The organism is Acinetobacter sp. IK40, assembly GCF_035615075.1.
Taxonomy (GTDB): Bacteria; Pseudomonadota; Gammaproteobacteria; order Pseudomonadales; family Moraxellaceae; genus Acinetobacter; species Acinetobacter courvalinii.
In genome coordinates this window covers 324869-346500 of sequence record NZ_JANBOE010000001.1, presented here as the reverse complement: position 1 = coordinate 346500, position 21632 = coordinate 324869, and the positions used below count along the sequence as shown (strand labels likewise).

23 protein-coding genes are annotated in these 21632 nt (G+C 41.6%); 15 read left to right on the top strand and 8 right to left on the bottom strand.

Going from position 1 to position 21632, the window contains the following annotated elements:
* The first annotated feature begins 5 nt into the window (after positions 1–5).
* The 8 genes from ruvB (at position 6) to pal (ending at position 7130) form a co-directional block, all read left to right on the top strand.
* The gene (gene ruvB / locus MSG93_RS01715) at positions 6–1001 is read left to right on the top strand and encodes a Holliday junction branch migration DNA helicase RuvB (RefSeq protein WP_005229454.1); all 996 of its coding nucleotides are present in this window, start codon (positions 6–8) and stop codon (positions 999–1001) included.
* A gap of 174 nt (positions 1002–1175) precedes the next feature.
* Entirely contained in the window at positions 1176–2066 is an 891-nt protein-coding gene (locus MSG93_RS01710; RefSeq protein WP_324619384.1) for a hypothetical protein, read from the top strand.
* Between the two features lie 151 nt (positions 2067–2217).
* Entirely contained in the window at positions 2218–2625 is a 408-nt protein-coding gene (ybgC, locus tag MSG93_RS01705) for a tol-pal system-associated acyl-CoA thioesterase (RefSeq protein WP_004771451.1), read from the top strand.
* Between the two features lie 24 nt (positions 2626–2649).
* Complete coding sequence (tolQ, locus tag MSG93_RS01700; protein WP_004771450.1) at positions 2650–3348, top strand: protein TolQ; 699 nt, start codon at positions 2650–2652, stop codon at positions 3346–3348.
* Positions 3348–3800, top strand: coding sequence for a protein TolR (gene tolR, locus MSG93_RS01695; RefSeq protein WP_005229449.1), 453 nt, complete (start codon positions 3348–3350; stop codon positions 3798–3800). The genes tolQ and tolR overlap by 1 nt, the downstream gene beginning before the upstream one ends.
* Positions 3801–3803: 3 nt before the next feature.
* Entirely contained in the window at positions 3804–5159 is a 1356-nt protein-coding gene (gene tolA / locus MSG93_RS01690) for a cell envelope integrity protein TolA (protein ID WP_324619379.1), read from the top strand.
* 98 nt (positions 5160–5257) lie between these two features.
* Entirely contained in the window at positions 5258–6541 is a 1284-nt protein-coding gene (gene tolB, locus MSG93_RS01685) for a Tol-Pal system beta propeller repeat protein TolB (protein WP_005229443.1), read from the top strand.
* Between the two features lie 22 nt (positions 6542–6563).
* Positions 6564–7130: a peptidoglycan-associated lipoprotein Pal gene (pal, locus tag MSG93_RS01680; protein ID WP_005229441.1), complete on the top strand. Its 567-nt coding sequence runs from the start codon at positions 6564–6566 to the stop codon at positions 7128–7130.
* A gap of 58 nt (positions 7131–7188) precedes the next feature.
* Here the strand turns inward: pal and MSG93_RS01675 are convergent, their stop codons facing one another.
* Entirely contained in the window at positions 7189–7374 is a 186-nt protein-coding gene (locus tag MSG93_RS01675) for an NF038105 family protein (protein ID WP_005229431.1), read from the bottom strand.
* A gap of 177 nt (positions 7375–7551) precedes the next feature.
* Here MSG93_RS01675 and MSG93_RS01670 point away from each other — a divergent pair, with 177 nt between their 5' ends.
* The 5 genes from MSG93_RS01670 to MSG93_RS01650 all read left to right on the top strand — a co-directional run bounded on the left by MSG93_RS01670 (position 7552) and on the right by MSG93_RS01650 (position 10826).
* Positions 7552–8523 (top strand): class 1 fructose-bisphosphatase, encoded by a 972-nt coding sequence (locus MSG93_RS01670; protein WP_262474861.1) that lies wholly within the window; start codon positions 7552–7554, stop codon positions 8521–8523.
* A 59-nt stretch (positions 8524–8582) separates the two neighbouring features.
* The gene (locus tag MSG93_RS01665) at positions 8583–9359 is read left to right on the top strand and encodes a TrmH family RNA methyltransferase (RefSeq protein WP_005229429.1); all 777 of its coding nucleotides are present in this window, start codon (positions 8583–8585) and stop codon (positions 9357–9359) included.
* Positions 9360–9519: 160 nt separating this feature from the next.
* Complete coding sequence (locus MSG93_RS01660) at positions 9520–10137, top strand: RNA polymerase sigma factor (protein ID WP_005284572.1); 618 nt, start codon at positions 9520–9522, stop codon at positions 10135–10137.
* On the top strand, positions 10124–10447 hold the full coding sequence (locus tag MSG93_RS01655) for a hypothetical protein (RefSeq protein ID WP_005229427.1): 324 nt from the start codon (positions 10124–10126) through the stop codon (positions 10445–10447). Before MSG93_RS01660 ends, MSG93_RS01655 begins: the two co-directional genes overlap by 14 nt.
* Positions 10437–10826: a DUF3106 domain-containing protein gene (locus MSG93_RS01650; RefSeq protein WP_005284567.1), complete on the top strand. Its 390-nt coding sequence runs from the start codon at positions 10437–10439 to the stop codon at positions 10824–10826. Before MSG93_RS01655 ends, MSG93_RS01650 begins: the two co-directional genes overlap by 11 nt.
* A gap of 54 nt (positions 10827–10880) precedes the next feature.
* Here MSG93_RS01650 and MSG93_RS01645 read toward each other — a convergent pair whose 3' ends face one another.
* The 4 genes from MSG93_RS01645 to cxpE all read right to left on the bottom strand — a co-directional run bounded on the left by MSG93_RS01645 (position 10881) and on the right by cxpE (position 17321).
* Positions 10881–13391, bottom strand: coding sequence for a CSLREA domain-containing protein (locus MSG93_RS01645; RefSeq protein WP_324619371.1), 2511 nt, complete (start codon positions 13389–13391; stop codon positions 10881–10883).
* Between the two features lie 14 nt (positions 13392–13405).
* The gene (gene rbtA, locus MSG93_RS01640) at positions 13406–15292 is read right to left on the bottom strand and encodes a rhombotarget A (protein ID WP_324619369.1); all 1887 of its coding nucleotides are present in this window, start codon (positions 15290–15292) and stop codon (positions 13406–13408) included.
* Positions 15293–15408: 116 nt separating this feature from the next.
* A complete protein-coding gene (locus MSG93_RS01635; RefSeq protein WP_004771428.1) occupies positions 15409–16107 on the bottom strand; it encodes a DnaA regulatory inactivator Hda in 699 nt (232 codons plus the stop codon).
* Positions 16108–16127: 20 nt separating this feature from the next.
* Positions 16128–17321, bottom strand: a complete 1194-nt coding sequence (gene cxpE, locus MSG93_RS01630; protein WP_009514801.1) for a chloramphenicol efflux transporter CxpE — start codon at positions 17319–17321, stop codon at positions 16128–16130.
* A gap of 133 nt (positions 17322–17454) precedes the next feature.
* On the opposite strand from cxpE, the gene purM reads away from it, so the two are divergent.
* Together purM and purN are read left to right on the top strand one after the other, a co-directional pair.
* Positions 17455–18525, top strand: a complete 1071-nt coding sequence (gene purM / locus MSG93_RS01625) for a phosphoribosylformylglycinamidine cyclo-ligase (RefSeq protein WP_005284556.1) — start codon at positions 17455–17457, stop codon at positions 18523–18525.
* Positions 18522–19151: a phosphoribosylglycinamide formyltransferase gene (gene purN, locus MSG93_RS01620; RefSeq protein ID WP_171067883.1), complete on the top strand. Its 630-nt coding sequence runs from the start codon at positions 18522–18524 to the stop codon at positions 19149–19151. Before purM ends, purN begins: the two co-directional genes overlap by 4 nt.
* 30 nt (positions 19152–19181) lie before the next feature.
* Here the strand turns inward: purN and MSG93_RS01615 are convergent, their stop codons facing one another.
* From MSG93_RS01615 to sppA, 3 genes are all read right to left on the bottom strand, one after another.
* Entirely contained in the window at positions 19182–19568 is a 387-nt protein-coding gene (locus tag MSG93_RS01615) for a hypothetical protein (protein WP_324619364.1), read from the bottom strand.
* Positions 19565–20356: an alpha/beta fold hydrolase gene (locus MSG93_RS01610; RefSeq protein WP_005284547.1), complete on the bottom strand. Its 792-nt coding sequence runs from the start codon at positions 20354–20356 to the stop codon at positions 19565–19567. The genes MSG93_RS01615 and MSG93_RS01610 overlap by 4 nt, the downstream gene beginning before the upstream one ends.
* Positions 20357–20539: 183 nt before the next feature.
* A complete protein-coding gene (gene sppA / locus MSG93_RS01605; protein WP_005284545.1) occupies positions 20540–21562 on the bottom strand; it encodes a signal peptide peptidase SppA in 1023 nt (340 codons plus the stop codon).
* Positions 21563–21632: the final 70 nt, after the last annotated feature.

Below are 21632 nucleotides of genomic sequence, written 5' to 3'. Positions count from 1 at the left end.
GATATATGCAAGATCGTCTTATTAGCGGAACAGAAAAACCTGAAGATCATTTTGATCGAGCCATTCGCCCTACGTCTTTGGCTGATTATATCGGTCAGCCTGTGGTGCGTGAGCAAATGGAAATCTTCATTGGCGCAGCCCGTGGTCGCGGTGAAGCACTCGATCATACCCTGATCTTTGGCCCACCAGGCTTGGGTAAAACCACCTTGGCGAATATTATCGCACGTGAAATGGGCGGTAATTTAAAGTCGACTTCTGGTCCAGTGTTAGAGCGTGCTGGCGATTTGGCTGCCATGCTGACCAATCTGGAAGAAGGTGATGTTCTGTTTATTGACGAAATCCATCGTCTTTCACCCGTAATTGAAGAAATCCTCTACCCTGCGATGGAAGATTATCAGCTGGATATCATGATCGGTGAAGGCCCTGCTGCCCGCTCAATCAAGCTCGATCTACCTGCATTTACTTTAGTTGCAGCCACAACACGTGCGGGTTTACTCACTTCGCCGTTACGTGACCGTTTCGGGATTGTGCAGCGTTTAGAGTTCTATTCGGTTGAGGATTTAACCCATATCGTGACACGTTCTGCCAATTTGATGGACGTGCCGATTACCCATGAGGGTTCAACCGAAATCGCCCGCCGTGCACGCGGTACCCCCCGTATTGCCAACCGTTTATTACGTCGTGTTCGTGACTATGCCCAAGTCAAAGGCACAGGTGAAGTAACTCAAGACATGGCACAACGTGCTTTAGATATGCTCAATGTCGATAAAGCTGGTTTAGATACGCTCGATCGACGTTATCTCAGTATGTTGCTGGAACGTTTTGAAGGACGACCGACTGGTGTCGAAGCTTTAGCCGCAGCGATGGCAGAAGACAGTGGAACGCTGGAAGATGTGATTGAACCGTATTTGATTCAGCAAGGATATGTGATGCGGACTGCACGCGGTCGTATTGCAACCAATATGGCGTATTTGCAGTTTGGTATGACACCGCCTGAATAAATACTGAATAGAATAAATATCGTATTAATGCGATATTTATTCTATTAACTAGTTCAATCACTTTAAAAACAAAATATCTAGATATTAAAAATAAAATTTCCTGTTATAATTTTTCATCTTAAAATTACACCACACATTTAAACTAATCAAAATCCAATATAAAGGGTGAAAGAAATGTCAAACAAATTATTAATTTCTACTATATGCTTTGGGGCGCTATTATTAACCGCCTGTGGAGGCGGGGGTGATGACAACCAGCCCAGCTTTAATGGTAAAGAAAAAATAGACTACACCAAAGCAGAGTCAATCCAATCAATTTATGAACCAATCGTCACATTATCTCAAGAAGATGACAATATCGTTCTCATTGGTAATGAACTTGCAGAAAGTATTTATTATGGCATCAATGCTGGCAATAACTTTAAATGTTCAGCAGGCTCATATACAAAAAATAGCGATAAAAGCATTACCTTCAATAACTGTGGCTTTCTAACTTCCGTAAATGATGAAGACAATGCATTAAATCGCTTAAGATTTTTTACTATCTCTGGATCAGTAAATAGCAAAGAAGTATTATCTACAGATTCGGTACGTTATGAAACCACGTTAAAAAATTTCAAAATTATTCCACCAAGTGACTCCACAATTACTTATAATGGGAGTCTTGTAAGTAAATACACACCTGCATCCACTCAATATCAAATTAAAGCAATGACATTGAATGTATTCGATGATGAAACGAAAAAATCTCAACAGTTGATGATCAATAATTATCAACTTAATGTAAATAATCTTATGCTTACTGCACTAGGAGATATTCAGGGTAATCCTGAAAACAAATTTTTCTCAGTAACTTTCAAAAGTAATCTCAGATTCGCAAGCAGTAATGATAAATTAGCTTTCCGTCCTAATTTCGCTGAAATAATGATTGAAGATACTAACAATATAAAAAACACGATTAAAATTTCAAATACAAGCAACTCCCAAGCATTGATTAGTGCATATGCAAATGGCATCACAGTGGTTGGTTTCCCTAAAACTATGGATTGGGATGAGCTTAATTAACTTTAGATAATTGTCTTTTTTATGAAGCCCTACATGTTAGGGCTTTTTTTATCCGCATCAAGAATATGTTATTTATTACTATTTCCATCTTCGAATTGACCCCCTATCATTCGCTAACTAGTGCCGACTGAGCATGGAAATAGGTAAAAACATGGCTAATCATTTTGAATTTAAAATTCGCGTTTACATCGAAGATACAGATGCAGGTGGTATCGTCTATCACGCCAACCATATCCGTTTTATGGAACGTGCGCGCACTGAATGGTTACGTGCTGCGGGTGTAGATCATTACTGGCATCAACAAGATTACAACTTTGTAGTGCACCAGATTCAGGTCAAATATGTACGACCTATATTAATGGATGATTTAATTACCGTTACAGCACGTGTTATTTCGTGTAAAGCCGCATCATTTGTGTTGCAACAAAATATTTATCGTGGTGAAATCTTGCTGGCTTCAGGTGAGGTTGTGTTGGCATGTTTAAACAAAGAGTTAATGCCACGTCGACTTCCTGATGAAATTCGTGACCTGATTCAAAAAGAATTGGCACAGGACTAAAATAAACTTTCGGCACAGTAACTTATGGCAACTAATTTAGAATCTTCTCTACACATCTCCGACCTTATTTTACAAGCAAGTCCTGTTGTACAGCTGGTCATGCTGATCTTATTACTTGCTTCGATTTACAGCTGGTATCTGATTGCAAAATTACATATGGGCTTCAAAAAAGCAGGACAAGATGATGAGCATTTTCAAAAGATGTTCTGGTCAGGTGCCGAATTAAATACCCTTTATAACAATGCTCAACTCAACTCTAAACGTCGTGGTTTGGAAGATATCTTCTATCAAGGGTTGGGTGAGTTTTTTAAATTACAAAAACGTAAAGCAGATACTAACCAGACTATCGAAGGAACTGAACGTATTCTTCGTGTCGGTTTAAGCCGTGATCAAGGTGGTTTGGAGCAAGGTTTAGGTGCGTTGGCCAGCATTGGTTCGGTTGCACCTTATATCGGTTTATTCGGTACTGTCTGGGGTATCATGAATGCCTTCATCGGTCTCGCTGCAGTTGATCAAGTCACTTTAGCCACCGTTGCACCAGGTATTGCTGAGGCTCTTATCGCCACCGCAATCGGCTTATTTGCAGCCATTCCAGCGGTACTTGCGTTTAACCACTATACCGCCAAAGGTGAATCAATCTATTCAGACCGTGCCTTATTTGCAGAAGAAATGGTTGCTCTATTACAGCGTCAAGCAATTGGAACGACACAGGAAGATGCATAATGGCGATTCAACGATCTGGACGTTTTGAGCGGATTAAGAAACCACTAAAAAGCGATATGAACGTGGTTCCTTATATCGACGTCATGTTGGTGCTACTGGTCATTTTTATGGTAACCGCACCCATGATCACCAGTGGTATCAAAGTCGATTTACCTCAAGCCAATAATCACCCTATTGAATCCAAAGACATGCCAGCAATGGTCACGATTGGTAAAGATGGTGATATCTTTTTGCAATATCAAGAGCACAAAGGCAGCGAACCGCTATCACTTACCCAGCTTGAAACCCTTTTAAGTGAGGCACAAACTCAAGCCGAGCAAGAAAATAAGCAACTGACTGTTCTGGTGAATGGTGATAAATCTCGTCCTTATGGTGAAGTGGTTTCACTGATGGCGAGTCTACAAGAAGCCGGCCTAACTCAAGTTGGCTTACTGACTGAGCCGTTAAAATAAGCTATGAAAAAATTTCAAGAGCCGCCTTTTAAACAAAATGCGATTGCGCTGGGTTTCACACTCGGTGTGCATGCAATCGCGATTGTTGGCTTACTGTTTTTAGGCTTGAGTAAACCACCAGAAGAGCCTAAAAAACTCACCACTATTTTGGTGAAGCCAGAAGATTTACCTTCATCGCTACAGCAGCCTGAACAACAGGTCACGGCTGACAAACAGGCACCAGAAGTGGTCAGTCCGAATGTAGATCCGACCCTACCTGAAAATATTCCTGTAGCCCCTCCACCACCAACGGCTCAACAACTTGCAGCCGAGAAGGCAGCACAAGCACAGCAGGCAAAATTAGCTGAACAAAAACGTAAAGCTGAAGAAGCTGCTCGCGCTCAGCAAGAGCAACAACAACGTAAACTTGCAGAAGCACAAGCACAAAAACAACGTGCAGATGCTGAAGCAAAACGTCAGGCCGATACGAAAGCAAAAAATGAAGCTGAAGCAAAACGCCAAGCCGAGGCAAAAGCTAAAAATGAAGCTGAAGCAAAACGCAGAGCTGAACAAAACGCGAAAGCTGAAGCAGACGCTAAAGCTCGTCAGAAAGCAGAGCAAGATGCCAAGTTAAAACAGCAGAAAGCGGCTGAAAATGCCAAGCTTCAAGCTCAGCAGGACGCGAAACGTAAAGCTGAGGCAGATGCCAAACGCAAGGCCGACGCAGATGCAAAAGCCAAAGCGGATGCAGATGCTAAACGCAAAGCCGACGCCGATGCAAAACGCAAAGCCGACGCCGATGCAAAACGCAAAGCCGATGCAGATGCCAAGCGCAAAGCCGACGCAGATGCTAAACGTAAAGCAGATGCCGATGCGAAACGTAAGGCTGACGCGGATGCCAAACGCAAAGCCGATGCAGATGCGAAAGCAAAAGCTGATGCAGACGCGAAACGTAAAGCTGATGCCGATGCCAAACGCAAGGCCGACGCCGATGCAAAAGCCAAAGCTGAGACAGACGCGAAACGTAAAGCTGAGGCAGAAGCCGATGCAAAAGCCGCTGCTGCTAAAAAAGCGGAACAGGATGCAGCTCAGAAAAAAGCCGATGCAAAACGTATTGCATCAACAGCCAAACGTGATTTTGAACAAAAAATCTATCGTGCCTGGAATATGCCATCGGGTTCATCAGGTCAACGTGCCAGCGCACGTGTTACCTTGAGCGATAGCGGTGCTGTATTATCTGTTGTTGTTTCTGCAAGCGATCCAGACGTGAAAGCAAGTGTAGAAGCTGCGGTTCGTGCTGCTGCACCTTATCCAATGCCAGATGATCCTGTTGCACGCCGTGAGGCAAGAAGCTTTACTTCAAGTTTTACTGCAAAATAGTAATGAATAGTTAACGTTATAGGCTTTTAATAGCACAAAGCCTATAACTGTGTTAAATAATCAACAGCCACAAAAATACGACGCAAGTAATTGTAACTATGGACAAGACTCGTAAACACCTCCTCTCTTTAGCAGTTTTCGCTGCAATTAGCACAGTTGTGCCAACTGCAACTTTTGCTCAATTACATCTAGAAATTGCCAAAGCACCTGAACAAGCACCAAAAATCGCGATCATTCCATTTGCCAATGACAATGCGATCTATCCAATTGTGGAAAGCGACTTGAATCGTTCAGGCCGTTTTACCAGTGCATCTCAAAATCTACCTGCAACTGCCAGCCTTAATCAGGTACAGGCAGGCGATTGGCAAACTGCGGGTGTGCCTTATGTCGTCGTGGGCCAAATGAAGGCTGTGGATGCCAATACATTTGAAATTCACTACCAGTTGTACGACGTACAAAAACAACAATATCTATTAAATGAAGTCCTGACTGTGCCTCGTTCACGTGTGCGTCAGGCAGGCCACCTGATCAGTGATACGATTTATCAGGCCTTAACCGGTATCGCGGGTGACTTTAGCGGTCGTATTGCCTATGTATTACGTAATCAGGCCACTCCTGCACAACGTTATACCCTGCAAATTGCAGATACGGATGGCGAACAACCTAAAACAGTTCTGTCATCACGTGATCCGATCCTTTCTCCGGCCTGGACACCTGATGCCAAGAAAATTGCCTATGTGTCTTTTGAAACCAAACGGCCTGCAATTTATCTACAGGATTTAGCGACTGGCCAGCGCGAAGTGCTAGCCAGCTTCCGTGGTTTAAACGGTGCACCGAGTTTCTCGCCAGATGGTAAATCAATGCTATTTACTGCATCGATGCATGGCAACCCTGAAGTCTATCAAATGGATTTAAGTACTCGCCAAGTACAACGCATGACCAATGACTCTGCGATTGATACCGAAGCGCGCTACTCACCAGATGGCAAATCCTTCATCTTTACCTCGGATCGCGGCGGTTCACCACAGATTTACCGCTATAGCTTTGATGACAGTTCAGTCAAGCGTCTTACCTTTAAAGGTGCATTCAATGCGCGCGGTACCTTAAGCGCAGACGGTAAAAAGATTGCCCTGGTGCATCGTCCAAGTGGCAGTAACTACAAAGTTGCGATTCAGGATATTAATACAGGGATCACCAATATTCTCACGCCAACCAGTTTAGATGAATCACCGAGCTTTTCGCCAAATGGTCAAATGGTGGTTTACGCAACGCGTGAAGGAAATCGTGGTCTTTTATCAGTCATGTCTACTGATGGTCGTTTCCGCATGAATTTACCAAGCGAACAAGGTGAAGTTCGTGAACCTGCTTGGGCACCAAAATAAATTTAATTGATTGGAGAATCATATGAACATTAAATATCTAACGCTGCCACTGATTGCTGCGACACTGGTTTTCACGGGTTGTGCAAGCCGTAAACCTGCTGCTGAAATTACCACAGGCACAAATCCGAATGGCGCATCATCAGTCAGCACTGACGGTTTAAGTGAAGATGCTGCTTTAAATGCACAAAATCTTGCTGGCGCTTCTTCAAAAGGCGTAACTGCTGCCAATAAAGCATTCTTGGCAAAACGTGTTGTTCACTTCAACTATGACAGCAGTGATTTATCAAACGAAGATTATCAAACACTACAAGCCCATGCCCAGTTCCTGGTTGCAAATGCGAATTCTCGTGTTGCCCTTACAGGTCATACCGATGAACGCGGTACACGTGAATACAACATGGCACTTGGTGAGCGTCGTGCCAAAGCCGTTGAAAGCTTCTTGATTACCAATGGTGTGAATCCGCAACAGCTTGAAGCAGTTAGTTACGGTAAAGAATCTCCAGTGAATGCAGGTCATGACGAAGCTGCATGGAAAGAAAACCGCCGTGTAGAAATTAACTACGAAGCAGTTCCACCACTATTAAAATAATTGTGGTTTCGCTATAAATAAAAATGCTCACTTCATGTGAGCATTTTTATTTCATTGCTTAAGATGAGGATTGAGCGTCAGGCTTATTTTGCATCGACTCAATCAAATCATGCTTATTAAACTCTTTATATTCTGGCTTGGCCTCATACTCTTTCCATGCATCCTTCACATTTTCTTTGGAAATCGTATCTAGGTTAATGGGTTCACTTGGCGTGGGCGTTGCCTCAAAATTTTTGGTTGTCATCTTTAGCCTCCAAACATCCTGTTTAGTATCTATGCAACATAGCATGTAATGGCTTAGTTGTAATCATAAAAGCAACATAAATAAAGTAAGATAATTTTTATTTTTGGACGATCTCATCTAGAATAGCCACATTCATTTTTATCAATTTTTGACACGGCTAAATCGGAGCTATTCAATATGTCAAACCTTACTTTGACCCAATACCTAGAACAACAAAACGGGAATTTGACTCCAGAGTTGGCACAAGTCATTGAAACAATCGCAGCAACCTGCCAGACCATTGACCAAGCCTTACAAAAAGGTGCTTTAGCAGGTATTTTAGGCAGCGCGGGCAACGAAAATGTTCAAGGTGAAACTCAGAAAAAATTAGATGTCATCTCAAATGATTACCTGATTGATGCATTGAAAGTACATCCACAGGTAGGTGGCTTGGCTTCAGAAGAACTGGATGACTTCACCCCTGCTCAAGAAAACGGTAAATATCTGGTGTTATTTGACCCATTAGATGGTTCAAGCAACATCGACATCAATATGTGTGTCGGTACCATTTTCTCTATCCTTCCAGCAAAAAATGCAGTCACCCAAGCTGCTGATTTCATGCAGGCAGGGACTGAGCAAGTTGCTGCCGGTTATGTACTTTATGGGCCTTCAACCATGCTCGCACTGACTGTTGGTGCTGGTGTTGTATTCTTTACTTTTGATCCGACGACACAAAGCTTCTTGTTAACTTCTGAAAAAGTTCAAGTTTCAGCAGATACACAAGAATTTGCCATTAACTCGTCTAATCAACGTCATTGGGAAAATCCGGTAAAACGTTATATTGATGAGTTACTTGCGGGTAAAACTTCGGTGCGTGAAAAAGACTTCAACATGCGTTGGGTTGCATGCATGGTGGGTGACATTCACCGTATCTTATGCCGTGGCGGTATCTTCCTTTATCCATATGACTTGAAAGACCCTAAAAAAGCAGGTCGTTTACGTTTGATGTATGAAGCTAACCCGATGAGCATGTTGATTGAACAGGCTGGCGGTGCCTCTACAACAGGCCGTGTTCGTATTCTGGATATTCAACCAACCGAACTCCACCAACGTGTTCCAGTGATTATTGGTTCGAAGAATGAAGTTGAACGCGTCACCAGCTATCACTAATTAATTTTAAAATCAGGGCATTATCATCCATTTATAATGCCCTTTTGGATGTTTATCTTATGGCGGTTATTTTTCTAGAATCAAAAGACAATGCAAAGATCAAACATTTGCGTGGGCTGATCGAGCTGAACAGCGCCCGAAAAAAACATCAGCAAACAGTTCTGGAAGGTACTCATCTTTGCCTAGCGTGGTTACAACAGCAGAAAAAAATCTTTTCTCTCTTTACCACTGAACAGGCACTCAATCACCCAGAGTTACAACAGGTGATTGAATTACACCAAGGGCATATTTTTGTCATTAGCGAAGTACTCTATAAAGACTTGAGTACTCTAGGCACAACCTTGCCCTGCTTGGCCATTATTGATCTGCCAAAAAGCTCAGTGACCATTGATTTCAAAGCAGATACACTGATTCTTGAAAATGTTCAGGATCCAGGAAATGTCGGTACACTGTTGCGTTCTGCGGCAGCTGCCAATATTAAACAGGTAATTTGTACGCAAGGCTCGGCTTCATTATGGTCACCGCGTGTATTACGTGCTGGTATGGGTGCACACTTCAGTCTGACTTGTTTTGAAAATTTCCAACTCAATGACCTGCTGCCAAAGTTTCAAATTCCTGTCTTTGTAACCAGCTCACATCGTTCAACCAGTTTATATACCCAAGATTTAACCCAACCTTGTGTATGGATCCTGGGTAATGAAGGCCAAGGTGCAAGTGACTACGCTCTAGAACATGCCCAGGCGGTTACAATTCCTCAGCCGGGTGGTCAAGAGTCTTTAAATGTTGCAATTGCGGGTTCAGTCTGCTTCTTTGAAATGGTGCGCCAACGTCAGTAAAACGTTATTTTATTTTAAATACGCGTTTTTTACTGGGAAAATCTATTACACTACTAAAAATAATTGCTTAAGTTGTCAACGCGCCCACCATTTTCAACGTTATATGATTAATGAATTGAAATAATAATGGTGGGTATCCATGACAGGATTTTCCATCTCTATGGATTTAGCACCTAAACACGCTCGAACAGAAAACGGTACTGATCGTAGTACGGTTGAACAACGTCTGCGTTTCTTTATGCAAGACGTGACTGGTCGTGCGCTTGTGATGATGGAAAGTGCGACACAGGGACAACAAGGTATTGCAATGGATCTGGTTCAGGAAGCCTTTATTTCATTGCATAAATCCTATGCCGATAAGAGTACCGACGAATGGTATCCCCTGTTCTATACCATATTGAATAATAAGCTCCAGGACTGGAGAAGAAAGGAGGCTCGTCGGGCAAGTCCATTCTCATTATTTAAAAAGATCAGTTTAGACGATGACGAAGAAATCATTGATGTAGTCGATGAATCAACTCCAAATCCATTTGAGTTCCTTGATCAGGAAGTGACTATGGAGGAAATTCAGGCTGCAATCAATCAACTACCGGTCCGTCAGCAACAAGCGTTCATGTTAAGAGCATGGGAAGGCTTTGATACGATGACGACAGCGCAAATTATGGATTGTAGTGAAGGTAGTGTAAAAACACATTATCACCGTGCAATTCAGGGACTCAGAATTGCCTTAGAGCACTTAAATCCACATACGGGAGGATCATCAGATGAAAAAAGATGAGTTCGCTAAACAAGTGACTTCCAAACTTGATCAACTTGCAAGAGAGCAGCACCACAATAAAATGCGGGTGATGAATCATGTTTTAGATACCGTACAAAAGAAACCAACCTCTTATTACAGTATCTGGAAAATGACAGGTTTTGCCTTTGCAGCCGCGATTATGGGCATTGCTGTATTGCCAAGTTCTTTACAGTTAATCGATAAACCACAGAATCAGGTGGTGGTGAATCCGAAACTTTCACCTCAGATGGTTGAAGATATGGAAATGTTACTGGTTTTAGGTGAGGATAAAGTTCCACATGGCAGCTAAAAGATTAGCACTTGTTGTGTGTACGCTCGGCTTATTGCAAACAAGCTTTGCAGGTTCAGAACGTTTCTGGATTTTTTCCAAACAGAATAAACCGACGACTGAAGAAGCATGGGATGATTTAACCCCTGAAGAACAACGCGTTTTAATTAAACGCTATCAGTCTTTAAAGGAAATTCCAACCACACAAAGTTCACAGCTCCAGCAAAGAATGGAATGGTTTACTCAACTGCCGGAAGATGAAAAACAGAAAATGCGAGATGTCTGGCAGAAAATGAGTACTCAGGAACGCACTACCTTGCGTAAACGCATGCAAAATGCGAGTACCGAAGAACGCGTCAATATCCGAGAAGAATATTTAAGTAAATACGCTGAACATTGATTTTTTAATTTCTTTTCTAAAAAAAGAGCGCCTAATTTGGCGCTCTTTTTTGACTTACTTTTTCAATCGACGATAGGTTAATAGACCAAACAGACCCAGCAATGAGTAGAAACCAAAACCACCGCCGCCGCCGCCACTTGCTGTACGGGTATCATCCGTTGTCGTTGCAGTATTAATGGTACGGACTGTTGCAGCATTTGATGACATACCATCCGCATCATATACCTGATAATTAAAGGAGAAGTTAAATGGATTAAATGCATTTACTTCTTGAACATAAATATTCCCACCATAACAGGTTTCCTTTTGATCAGGTTCAGGACAAGGCCCTTGGCGATCAGCAGTTATACTCAAATCCTTAGAAGGCACATTACTCAAACGGATTGGTAACTCTACCCCTTCTTGATTTTTCCAAAACTGGGATTTATTTGGATTCTGTTCAGGACCAGGTCCACCTTCACCCGTATCACCATAGTCATTGGCAAAATTCAATAAATTAAGGCTTAACTTTTGCTTCTGCTTATATTTAAACGTAATAGAAGTATCTGAGGCTACAGGTGCAATATTAGCAAATGCAGCTCGGATCAGGCCTGAAGAATGTATACTCGGATTGGCTTTAGAGGTAACCGTATATTTACAGAAAATTTTATCACCTGCCTGAGTAATACTATCATCCTTACGATAAAAAATAATTTGCTGTAAGTTGTTATCCCAACGGCATACTAGATTTTCTTTATCACTTGCATCAATATCGGTAACCGTCTCATTAATTTGCCCTTTACCTAAAGACTCTGTTGTTACCGTATATAGTTCAGGATCAAAAAACTGTAATTTATAACTACCATCAGCCTGTTTTACATCTTGAGGTAAAGGCAACTGATAATTTCTGAGATCAATATAAATTGCACGATAGTGAAAATTTTCTTTGGTATATTTTAATAATTTTTGATACTTATCTACACGGAATTTATAATAAGTTAAAAAGTCAGGATTATTTGGATTTTTCACCAGCTCGTTAAAAAAATCCAATTGTGTCTGATAATTCGTCATAGCATTACTAATCGAACTATTCGTTAAATCTTCCAAATCTCCCGCCGTGAAGCGCATCAATTCAACCGAACCAATATCACAGCGGTTACGTGCATCAGGATCATAATACAAAGTTCCATCCGCAATGCGCGCCAGTCCCCGCTGGTCGGTTGGACTACATCCGGTTCCTTCAATATCTAATAAACCAATTTTTTTTGTAGTCGTTTTACCATCAACCTCTACTTTAATCTCAGTTTCATTTGGTCTTGGATAATACATCGGCATAAAAGCAGTATGAGCAGAAGCAGCTTGGTAATCTAGCAGTGTTGAAAAGCTGATATTACTGACATTGAGATTGGTTTTATTATCTTTGAGCGATTCTTTGGGAACATCACATACATTATTCACAGGAGAATTTGAAGTCTCCTCCTTTAATGCGAGTGCATTATAACCAATTGCAAATTTGACCTTCTCTTCATTAACTGCATTCCCAAACAAATAACGACAAGCATAACTATTACTACCACCGTTATAAGCGATCACATTATAGCCCAATGTTTTGTAACCCAGCTTATCATATAGCAATGTCGTAAAAGCTTTATTTTCAACTATGGTATTACTGACCAGAGTTAAAGTACTTATATCACTTAATATACTTGGTCTATTATTAACCTCTGACCCAACTTTGGTATCGCCAGTAAATTTAATCAAGTTGCCTGTTGTGGTATTAGTACTATTTTTTGCAATAGTATTAGTATTTAATTCGGTATTAACCTCACCACAAAATTCGAACATGCTGTTTGAATTTTCAGAACCGTTATTAATAAAGCTATTTGCAGTTAATTTAATAGTATTTTTAATATATTTTGCATCTGACATACATCCCATTGACAGCACACTGCCTTTTTCCGCCTGATTCCCTTGTATAACACTTTTAGAAATCGTTAATGTGGATGAAGGCCCTGCCATAAAGATAGCCCCCCCCTCCTTTGCTTGAGAGTCTAGAATCTGGCTACTCTGTAATACAACATCCGCCCCTGCATATATGGCTCCCCCAAAATCTGAAGAATGCCCACCGGTTAAAATTAGGTTGGTTAAACTTAGATTCTTTGTACCTATCGACGTATTAAAAATACGTGAATTCTCAGCCTTAATTGTGGTCTGTAAAGGGATTTGTGCAGGATATTGGTTCACAACATCATTAAGTAAAACACTTTTTTCCTCCCAGTCTTCTGGGCTAGCTCCCAGAATTGAAACAGATACATTCGGGCTAAGCTCTTTTTTTAACGTGTATACACCTTTTTCAAGTTGAATTACTTTTGTGGTACTGGATAATTTATCAGTAACAGGACAACCACCATAAGAGACACGTGTCTCGGCAGTTTTTAATGCCTCACGTAATGAACAGGCATTCAGATTTTCCCCATCTTCATCCACGAAAGTTGTAACTTTGATTGCTGTTCCATTTGTTGCCGCTAATAATGGCATGGCAGCCATAACCATAGTGGCCAATAGCGCTTTTTTATAATTTTTCATCTGATCATCCCTGATTATGATTTAAACCGACGCAACCGTACTAAGCCTAATAGTATAAAAATCGCTCCAGCCCCTAAGCTTCCCCCACTGACATTCACTGTTTTACTTTTGAAAGTATCTGGCGGGTCCTGAACAATATTGGTCGGAATATCAATATAGTAATTGGTCACATTATTAAAACGCGTGATCGTGGTCATGATGCGCATTTTAAACATATCAGCCCCGTGCCAGTCGCTATAAGGCACATAAGTTACATTCCCATCCTGATCAAGAGTAAGCTTTCCTTTAGATGGTGTCTGATTTTGCACAATATCTAGACAACCTGATTGCCAAACTTGACCATCTGAACGTTTGCCCAATAATTGTTCACATGAAGCAGGGTCTAAGAGTTCACCATCTAATAGGTTATCTGCAATACTAAATTTTGCAATTTCTTTAAAACGGATATCTATCCCTGCAACAGCAATATTACTTCGATCAACAGTCAGTTCAACTGACCCTAAATCGCAAAGCTCATTTAAACCAGTACGAATTTTTCCTCGCTGATCAGCCCCCTCACAACTGGCTAAGCTAAAAGTCGTCCCATCACTATAAATTCTTCCCTTGTTCACAATAATTGAATCAGATAATTGCTTATAAGAGGTTAATAAACGTGGTTTGAAGAAACCCAGCATTTGATCTTTTGGAATACTATATGGGCACAATAATCCTTTTGCAGGAGGGGCTGCACAAATTCCTTCATCATTACTGCCACCTGCGATTAATGCTTGCTCAGGATCATTTGCCTTCCATATAAAGTTTGGTAAACGCTTTTCAGCATTACGATCACAGTCAGAGGTGGTTAAATTGCTCTGTACAATGGTTGTGTCAGTAGCAATACTGCCACAATTGCTATCACCATTCGCCACCAGTATACTATTGGAAACGTAAGCACTTGGATATTCTGTTACTTTTTGTACCTTCTCTCCATTCACTGTTTCTTCTGTAGTTACTTTGCGATTTAAAGACTGCAAATATAAACCCGCAGCATTTTTTATGATTGTATTATTATTAAGAATCATGCCTTCACGAATATTTGCGACATAGCCGCCTTTATTGTGAAAAATAGTACTGCTTCGTATGCCCGCAGATCGATCCGTTAAGACTCCTGCAATGGTGTCATTATTAAAACCATTCAATACATACAGTAAGGCACCATCTGTCCCTGCCATACCTTGATTATCACGCATCACAGAGTTTGTGATCAGGTAGCTAGGAATTTCACTATAGATAATTGCCCCTTGATCGGCTTTATTATCTTGTAAAAGACTATTTGTAACATTTACATAGCCAGCTGTATTCTTATCCGATGAGACCCCGACATTATAAATTGCCCCACCTCTATTCGCAGCCCCTCCCGTTAAACGAGAATATTGAATTTTCAAATTTTCACGATTAAGAATCAGGCCACCATCATTGACTTTTTTCGACGCTCCTTGCAAATTCAGCTCAATCAAAACCACATTTAACAATGCTTTTTCTACATTATTATCGTCAATTACAAACAGTCGATCATTACCATCCATTTTGAGCGTCGCATTGTTTAGACCAAGTTTATTATCATTAAAGCCATCGCTAGTTGCTGTACGAATAGTCATTTCAGCCTTGATATTTAATGCTGAATTTAGCTGGTAGGTTTGGTCTCGCTGTAAAATAATTACGCTGCTTGAATCTTTATCACCACAGCCGCGATAACCATTCTCGAATTCTTTTTGGCTTCTTTTATTTAAAAACTCTACGGCGTTGCGCAGAGAACAACCGGTATAATTCTCGTCATCAGCTAAAGTATTGACTTGGATATCCGCAGAATAAGCGTGCCCCGTCATTACCAATAACGCGCAGGCAAGCGTCCGTTTGAGCATACCGATCTCCTTTCATGTTTTTTCATTTTTTTTAGTTTTACAAACTAGGCGTTTGCAACCACATTCCTTTGTGCGTACTTTGTCATAGCTCTCAAAATTACTCAAGAAATTTTATACTATTGGCGATATTCATCTATCAAGGCATAAATTTGCTTAAGAGTGGTATTGGATAGCTTGGTTTTTTCACCTTTCAGCATTTTTTCAAGTTGAGCTAATGTTTGTAATAATATTGAGGCCTGATGCGGACCATTACTTAATAAATAATCGACAATCTGCTGGTCAAAATGAATGCCGCGACGGGTCATGACCGATTGAAGTAAGGCTTGACGGTCAATATAGGAACTGCCGTTTGGGACTTTAACACTGACTGCCTGGGTTAATCTTGACTGAAGGTCAGGCAGTTCCAGTTTTAATTCAATCGGCGCAACCCGAGAAGAAAACACCAACTGACCTTCATGATTATTCATCAAATGGAAAACCGCTTTTTGCCAATGCGGTACACCGCTAATCGCATCAATATCATCCAATGCAACCAGGTCATAAAACTCTAGAGAAGTAATTGCTTCGATCGGTGCATCTAATAATTCGAGTAGTGACACTTTAATTGCAGGCCGGCCTAGCTCTAGATAAGAATCACAGATTGCAGAAAGCAAATGACTTTTACCTGTTCCCGCTCCGCCATAGACATAGAATCGGCTGACCAAACCCGCATGTAATTGTCTGACTGCATCAACCACAGGCCCCCAACCCGGCCCCGAAAAATCACTGATTCGAGCATCGAGTTGTGGTTCTATATCCAGTTGTAGTTGACGCATATATTTAATATGTTCCTCAATTACTTTAAATCTTTCGGGTTTGAAGTCTCTGTATCTTGAGAGTTTTTAATTTGAATATCAAGCTCTACTTGCTCTGAATCCACATTTATGTGCTGAGTTTCACCCTGTACCAGTACAACTTCTGTGGTAGAGCCATAGAAGCGGCTTCTTTCATAATTATCACGTGCATGTTTAAGCAGCACCACAATCACCGCAGCCACAGGTAAAGCAATCAGCATACCCAGGAATCCACCCAGCTGTGCCCCTGCCAATACTGCGAAAACAACAGCCACAGGTGACAGACCAATCTTATCACCCAGCAAGAACGGTTGAAGAATATATCCCTCGACCATTTGTCCAATCATGAACACCACGCCGACAAGCAGCAATTGGGTCCAGTCCAGTCCAAACTGGAAAAGTGTCGCAACCACAGCAGCAATAATCCCGACACCAAATCCAAGATAAGGAATAATACTTGCCAAACCAGCAATCATGCCAATAATTAAACCGACTTCCAGCCCAATCAGCTGTAACCCGACGGCGTAAACGATTCCCAGCAAAAGCATCACAAGGAACTGCCCTTTGACAAAGGCGCCTAAGACGCTATGGCATTCACGCACGATGGTTAAGGTTGAAGCTTCATATGGACGTGGAATTAAACGTCTTAAACTTTGCAGCATTCTCTCCCAGTCCAGCAGGAAGTAGAACGAGATGATCGGAATAAGGATAACCACCCCACCAATCTGAATAAAGTTCAATCCTGATTGGGCGACTCGCAATGCCATGGTCTGGATGCTGTCAGCGCTGTAATTGGTCTGGATATAATCCATTACGGCTTTTGAAATCTGTTCAGTGTCAATTTCCATAGGTACAACATTAAAGGTATGTGATACCCACGGTAGGAAAGTGGCATTGATCCAGTGGATACCCGCAGGAATACTATCCCGGGCATACATCAGCTGTTTCCAGATCAAAGGCACCAGGAACCACAACACCATGGTCAGGGTCACACCAATTCCAATAAAGACAATACTGATGGCTAACCAACGTGGTAATTTGATTTTGACAAGGACATCCACCAGTGGACTAAACAGGTAGGCAATAAAAAAAGCACCTACGAACGGAATGACAATGGGCTTTAGCAGATAGAGCACCCAAAGCAGTAATGCGAGCCCAGCGAGGATAAAGATACGACGTAGTACCTGATCTTGCATAAAATCTAGCCTTTTATTGTATATTCGTTATAAATAAAAAAAATTTTAATTAAAGATAGCATTTTCGAGCATAAATAACATAAGAGTTTCGTATATTCAGGTTATAATCTGCCGCCACTGCGGAGACTTCACTATGAGCAACTCAACTTCTACCTCAAACACTGGTTTAAGCTATAAAGATGCGGGCGTCGACATTGAAGCGGGCGACGCATTAGTCGATCGTATCAAATCTGTCGCGAAACGCACCACTCGTCCTGAAGTAATGGGCGGTCTTGGTGGTTTTGGCGCGCTATGCAAAATTCCAAAAGGTTATGAAGAACCTGTATTGGTTTCAGGCACAGATGGCGTAGGCACCAAATTACGTCTGGCACTTAATCTCAATCGTCATGACACCATTGGTCAAGATCTTGTGGCAATGTGTGTTAACGATTTGCTTGTTTGTGGTGCTGAACCACTTTTCTTCCTCGACTACTATGCAACGGGTCATCTAAATGTTGATGTGGCTGCCAATGTAGTGACAGGAATTGGTACAGGTTGTGAACTTGCTGGTTGTGCATTGGTTGGTGGGGAAACTGCCGAAATGCCTGGTATGTATGAAGGCGAAGATTACGATCTTGCCGGTTTTGCTGTCGGTGTAGTTGAACACAGTAAAATTATTGATGGAACAAAAGTGAAGTCTGGTGATGTACTGATCGGTGTGGCATCAAGCGGTGCGCACTCAAATGGTTACTCATTACTACGCAAAATCTTAGATGTTAAAAATGTAGATCTAACTCAAATCGTTGATGGTCGCCCACTTGCCGATGTTGCGATGGAACCGACGCGCATTTATGTAAAACCGGTCCTCGAACTTTGCAAACAAGTTGATGTACATGCCATGGCTCACATCACCGGTGGTGGTTTACCAGGTAACTTACCGCGTGTTCTTCCAAACGGCGCTCAAGCAGTGATTGATGAATCAAGCTGGGAATGGTCTGAATTGTTCCAGTTGTTACAACGCGAAGGTAACGTAGAACGCTTTGAAATGTATCGCACCTTTAACTGTGGCGTTGGTATGGTGATTGCAGTTGATCCAAGTGAAGCGGACAAAGCCATTGAGGTCTTGAATGCTCAAGGTGAAAAAGCCTGGAAAATTGGTCACATTCAGGAAAACGCTGAATCAGTTGAAGGCGCTGACGAAAAAATTCGCGTGATCTTTGCATAATGAGAATTGCTGTCCTTGTTTCAGGCAGCGGTAGTAACTTACAGGCCCTGATAGATGCAAATCTGTCAGGGCAAATCATTGGTGTGTTATCAAACAAAGCTGATGCTTATGCATTACAACGTGCGAAAGATGCCAATATTGCAACCGCTGTTATTTCACATAAAGATTACCCGAATCGCGAAAGCTTTGATGCAGCCATGCACCAGCAACTGCTAGCATGGCAGGTGGATCTGGTGATCCTTGCAGGTTTTATGCGGATTTTAACACCAGATTTTGTGCTGCAATGGCAAGGTAAAATGTTAAATATCCACCCTTCTCTGTTGCCTGTATATAAAGGCGTTAATACCCATCAACGGGTATTAAATACCGGAGACCGTCTGCATGGTTGTACCGTTCACTTTGTGACAGCTGAACTGGATGCCGGACAAAGTATTGCGCAATCTGCCATTCAGGTAGGTTTACATGATACGGTAGAGACTTTGGCGCAACGCGTGCATGAACTTGAGCATTTTATTTATCCTCAAGTCGCGCAATGGTTTTGTACAGGTCAACTGCGCTGGCAAAATGGCCAAGCCTATTTTAACCAGAAGCCTTTAGAACGACCGATTCAGTTTGCTCAATTCTAAAAAATAAAACGCATCTAAGGATGCGTTTTTTTATGACTTTAAAAGATAGGTTAAATATTTTTCTTGAAAAATATTTAACCACTCCATGCTTTCATCTGCGTCATGTTCATCAGCTAAATGCAATAGAAAAACTTTGATGCGAAGAAAGCAGTAATACTCACCCTCTTGAAATGAATACTGATCAATTTCTTGCCAGTTTTTATGATTGAATCGATCAAATACGCTTACAAGTTGGTCTTGGGCTTGCACATTGCTTAACGCAAGGCCAAATATATCTAAAAAATTGCTGATATATTCAACCCGTTGTTGATAAGCATCAAAAAAATTCAGCACGCTTGCTTGGCAACTTTCTTGCCCATAACCCAGCAAACCCAGTGCATTTAGAATAATCTCAGTATTTCTCATCAAAACAATCAAAGCACCAGACTTTTAATTTTCTCAACGGTATCCAGTGGATGCTCCAATGGGAACATATGCCCCCCTTCAACAACAGAAAATGGAATACCCAGTTTCTTTTTCGCAACCTGCGGAAATTTCTCTTTTAAAAACACACTATCTTGGCCTACTACTAACTGTACAGGAACGGGTGGTTTTGGCATTGGTAACCACCACATTGATGGTGTTGTTCTAAACAGCTTCACCTCATCCTGCTTAGGAATGGTTAAAGTAACACCGCCCCGCTGTGGATCAACGGTTAAGGCATGATCAATGTAGGCTTGAAAACAGTCGGCATCGAAATGTTGGTAAAAACCACGCGAACCCAGCAGCTCAGCCGCTTGTTCACGCGACTCCCAATGGTCACGACGGCGTGCAGATAAACCCGCAGGGGTAATTTTATCCACCAGCTTAGGTTTAAAGAGTTTAGCCAAATGAAACACAAAAGAGGCTTTACCGATGATTAGAGGTGGATCCAGCATAATCACTTGGGAAAATAACTCGGGACGACGATAGGCAGCCATTAAAGTCAGGACCGAACCCAAAGAGTGTCCTACACCAATCACTTGGCGTCCTTGGGCTTGCTGAACAATATTATCAATGACCTGATCGACCAGATGTGTCCAGCCATGCGTAATCGGATAACGTTTGTCATTGCCAATTTCAGCCAGATAAATAATGTCATATTGATCTTTCAACTGATCAAACAGCTTTTGATAAACTTTAGAAGGGACGCCGTTGGCATGGGCAAAATGAATCAAGGGTTTCATAAAGGGTTCTTTATTTGTTTTCACTGATCGTTCAATTATCCTGCTCTACACATGTATTGCAAATCAAAACAAGAACTGCCCAGTTATTTTTACAATAAAAAAGGCTGTGAAAACACAGCCTGAGTATGATGAATCTATTCCAGCAAAAGCATTGCTTTAATAAAGTTGGAACAATTTGACCTGTTATTGAATTTTCGCGTTCTGCTGAGTTTCCAGCTGTGACGCAAGCGAACTGCTAATTCCTTCACCAATCTTGGCGCCCATACGGCCTAAAATCGACTCAAAAGGATTACGTTGAACGGTATAATCCACTTTTTGTTCAACTTTAAGATCACGCATCAGTGTGGTAATGCTACCGCTACGATCTGCAATACCTAAAGCAATCGCCTGTTCACCTGTCCAGAATAAACCAGAGAATACCGCTGGATCGTTAGTCTTCAAACGTTTGCCACGACCTTCTTTTACCGCATTGATAAAGTGAGTATGGACATTATCCAGTACAGATTGCACATGTTGTTTTTGTGCCGGATCTAATGGCTTGGTCATGCTTAAGATATCTTTATTACTGCCCGCAGTTAAAGTCCGGTCTTCAATTCCTAACTTTTGTGCCAGTCCGCTTAAACCGTAGTTTGGCATGATCACGCCAATGGAACCCACCAAACTCGATGGATTGACAATGATTTCGTCAGCAGCAGACGCAATATAATATGCACCTGACGCACCCATATCACCAATTACTGCATAGACTTTCTTGTCTGGATGCTGTTTTTTCTGGTAGCGAATTTCCTGCCAGATTTCATCTGACTGTACCGGTGAACCACCAGGAGAGTTAATATTTAAAACAATTGCTTTACTGCCACTCGCCTCAAACGCTCGTTTAAGCGCTTTATTGGTATCTTCACTGTTAACAGTCGACTGACCGGCAGATGAATCAATTGTCCCTATAATATCAATCACGGCCAGATGGTCGCTGCTGATATTGGTGGTTGATTTCTCTGTCGATGTCGAGCAACTCTTGGTCATTGCAATCAGGACAATAAGTAAATAAGCGAAGCCTAAACATTTAAAAAAGATACTCCAACGACGGCTACGTCGCTGTTCCTCTACAGAGGCAAGAACGGCTTTTTCTAAAATCTGCCATTCTTTGCCCGTAACATTGTCACTATTTGTTGATTCATTTTTTGGTTTTGGTGGCCAATCGGACATAAGATTCCAATCCAATATGTTTTAAAGTGGCTTTATTATATACGCTGATTTCAACAAAACTGTTTAAATA